Below are 3,289 nucleotides of genomic sequence, written 5' to 3'. Positions count from 1 at the left end.
AGGCAGTGTCCCATCGTGGTACGACTTCTGATGCAGTTTATAAAATTTTATTAGATTTACTTCCTCAAGGTGAAAGCTCTATTGAATCTGTTGCGTCTCACATGGCAATAAGTAAGCGCACTTTACAAAGAAAACTAACTAGTGAAGGGGTTAGTTATCAAGCCGTCTTAAAGCAAGTACGGCTGCAATTAGCCGAACATTACTTGAATGAAACCGAGCTACCACTCATTGAGGTATCTTTCTTGTTGGGTTATCAAGAGCCAAACTCGTTTATTCGCGCGTACAGTTCATGGACTGGAGTGTCACCAGGACAAGTTCGTACCTAGATTGTGATTAGATTATGTAATTGTTGATTACATACCTCTGGCAAGCTTTGGGGCAAAAGTGAGAGAATCACATTTTGCGGACGAAATGAATTAGAGAGATTATCACCAACCGGTAAGGTTGTTTCGATACAAAGAAATGGATAAATTAGAAGATGGAACCCAGAACGGTTGGGCTGAACCGGCCATATGAATAGAAGTAAGTTGTGCCCCAAAAAATAGCATTTAACAGATTACCTGAGAGTATCTTCACTAATAACAACTTTATCTATCCTATCTCATTCAAATTAAACCTGTTCCACCTCTACAGAAACCGAAGTAACCGTATGTGCAATGGGCTCTTCGATTATTACTGTATTATCCGAAAATAGTACAACGTTTTGTCCTGAACCATAAGAGCTATTGAAGACAATACCATCATACGACTGGGTTCCTTGGTATGAGCTGATCGTCCTAAGGTACTCACAAATAAACTGTGTTGGAAGGTAATCCAATTGTGATTTTTCTGGGAGTACCGGTTTTGATAGTTCTTCAGAAAACTGTTGTAAAAGGTTTAAACACTTCAGTGTCAGTTCAATTTCTTCTTCTTCAAATTTCAAAAGGGCGACTTTCTGTTTTGGTGCAGTCAAATCTACTAGCTTCAAATCCTTTGCAGCTATAACTTTCGATACGTAGATCTTTGCGCCATTGTTTGGCCTTACTTCTTGACAACAAGTATCGAAGTCTTCCGCAACATACAGGTATGGAATGCCGACAGGATTAGCCCTACCTGCAGAAGCTATTTCGGCTGGGGGACTTCCCATTTCATGAGCCCCCAGAGCACTCTCAGAAACTCTTGCTCTATAAAAGATAGAACCGTTGTCTCGGGGACGACTCAAAGCGTCAACCGTTCGAAGAAAAACAGCAGCTTCTTTTGTTATTGCTTCTTCATTGTTGATCTCGTTGATGAAAATTTTTCCGTAAAGAGAGTTATTCGGAAAAAAACGATTTTCTCTAATTAAGTGATTTTTAAAAGCATTCCACGCATCTTGATACTCGACAATTCCTTCATTAAGAGAAAACTTTTTTTCGTTAAATGCATCTCCCATTATTTGCGAAAATAGCTCATAAGGGCGCCGAACAGTTTCTGATACTATTTTCAATTCATCAACATAGACGTTTTGAATTTCGTCTCCAAGAGCATCTTCAACTATGCAACCAAGCACTAGTTCAAAAAGACCTGTCAACTTATCAGGAACAACACACAGAACCTCATCTGAATCGCAAAAAGAGCAACGTGTAATATTACCTTCCCTTTGTATTAGCTCGATGATGGCTCTATCTGTAAAACAATTTAAGCAACACTGGGCCATTTATTCACCCTGTAGATAGTTGCATACTGTTTCAATGTGATGTTCCATCGAAAGTTTTTTAACCTGACCTAGTCCAGGAAAGTGTCCGCTACTATGTAGCTTTCGGAACTCATCTAGTGCACTTGATTGATAAAAAATGCTTGGCTCTTCATCTGCTTCAGTTATGAATTTAGCTAATGCTTCTGCAAACTTCCCTGCAGGGTCAGTTGGTGTTCCATCATCTGTAGACGAATAATGGCGGATAAACATTTCATCAAACATTTCTTCATTAACATACGACGCGTGGATAGTTACCACATAGGCAGGACCACCAGATTCACTATACTCACTTCCTATTATTGTATAATCACCAAAGCCAATAACGTTTTTCTGAGATGAATATGTTGCATGCAGGTGTGAAAATGAGGATTCTTTAAAGTAATCCGCATTTCTTTTCTGTTTGCGAAAAAAATCACCAAGAAGGACTACATTGTTGAGCTTATTTATGGCGAGCGGTGGAAGGTCATGGTCAACCACGACCAAATCCGCACCTTGAGCGAGCGCTATACCCTCTTGATCAACCCCTTCCGTAATGCGTATTGCGAAAGGCTGTTGTAACCGACTTATACTTTCACGTGCCGAAATTGATTCTCCCCCTCGTAATACTATGCAAGGTAAATAATTAAGTTCGTTACTTTCCAACTCGTTCAGTAAAGACTCATGATCATGATAAAATTCACCGACCTGAGGGTTTATGACAATAAGTGGGGAGAAGTCTTTCTCATTGAGGTGTTTAACAGTTCTTACAAGGGGGGATAAATTGCGCCTTACTGGCTCGATTATCGGTCTAAAATAATCTGTTGAAAGGAATTCAGATAGCTCTCTAACAGCTATCAATTCAAACTGCTTTCCTCTAAGGTATGGGAAATACATCTACTCTCCTTACAAGTCCCGAATATGCTCTTTAGCGCCTCAATTTGGTGACTGGAAAACTGATAGCTAATCGCTGCATTGCTCAAGGAGCTGGGTAATGCATTTAAAAAGTCGCTATCATTAAAACGTTTTTCCTTTAGAACTTCAATGAAACTTGTTGCAATTAGCTCTGAATCTACTGTTTTGAGAGCTGACTTGCAAAAGCTAACTAGTTTACTATTTGGAACGGAGGGTATTTCTCCTATATTTCGTTTAACTAGCTCTAAATACTCTTCCTTTCGTAGAGATTTTATTAATAAATCAATGTCTATTGGATTAACTCTAGGCGTTGCAGCTCGCTTTTCACTAAAATAGTTCTGTTGAGTGAGCTCCAGAACACCAACCCTCTCATCTGCGGTGTTTAGAACACTTTCGAGGTTTTTTGCAGAACACACAACATAGACTTCGTCAAACAGCTTGAGGTAATCATTCAATTGCTCTTCTAAGCGGTTTAGCGTGTCGTATTCTGATTTAATTTCATAACATGTAGATTTACCATTAAGAATGACACAATCAGCTTTGCTCTTACCCACTCGGAATTCAGATAGCATTGTTGCAGTTTTTAAGGAATGACGGCCCAGTAACCGTCTACGAGCTAGGGTGTTCTTAAAGTAGTATTCTGAACGATACTCTTGGCTTAACCGTTTATAAGTATTTTCATAG

4 protein-coding genes are annotated in these 3,289 nt (G+C 39.3%); 1 reads left to right on the top strand and 3 read right to left on the bottom strand.

Annotated elements, in window-relative coordinates:
• Positions 1 to 326: helix-turn-helix domain-containing protein (locus CAG68_RS10825; RefSeq protein WP_161441137.1), on the top strand; the 326-nt coding region annotated here is incomplete at its 5' end.
• Between the two features lie 284 nt (positions 327 to 610).
• On the opposite strand, the gene CAG68_RS10820 is transcribed toward CAG68_RS10825, so the two are convergent.
• From CAG68_RS10820 to CAG68_RS10810, 3 genes are all read right to left on the bottom strand, one after another.
• Positions 611 to 1,675, bottom strand: coding sequence for an RES family NAD+ phosphorylase (locus CAG68_RS10820; RefSeq protein ID WP_161441136.1), 1,065 nt, complete (start codon positions 1,673 to 1,675; stop codon positions 611 to 613).
• Positions 1,676 to 2,587, bottom strand: a complete 912-nt coding sequence (locus tag CAG68_RS10815; protein WP_161441135.1) for a sce7725 family protein — start codon at positions 2,585 to 2,587, stop codon at positions 1,676 to 1,678.
• Positions 2,548 to 3,289: sce7726 family protein (locus CAG68_RS10810; protein ID WP_161441134.1), on the bottom strand; the 742-nt coding region annotated here is incomplete at its 5' end. The genes CAG68_RS10810 and CAG68_RS10815, both read right to left, overlap by 40 nt.

It is taken from the genome of Vibrio sp. V42_P2S4T144 (assembly GCF_009904715.1).
In the GTDB taxonomy this organism is placed as follows: Bacteria; Pseudomonadota; Gammaproteobacteria; order Enterobacterales; family Vibrionaceae; genus Vibrio; species Vibrio alginolyticus.
Note: the sequence above shows the minus strand (reverse complement) of the source record. Positions and strands in the feature narration are given on the sequence as shown.

Coding starts and splice junctions, on each gene's coding strand:
- CAG68_RS10820 (WP_161441136.1), bottom strand. CDS start 1,675: ATGGCCCAGTGTTGCTTAAATTGTTTTACAGATAGAGCCATCATCGAG.
- CAG68_RS10815 (WP_161441135.1), bottom strand. CDS start 2,587: ATGTATTTCCCATACCTTAGAGGAAAGCAGTTTGAATTGATAGCTGTT.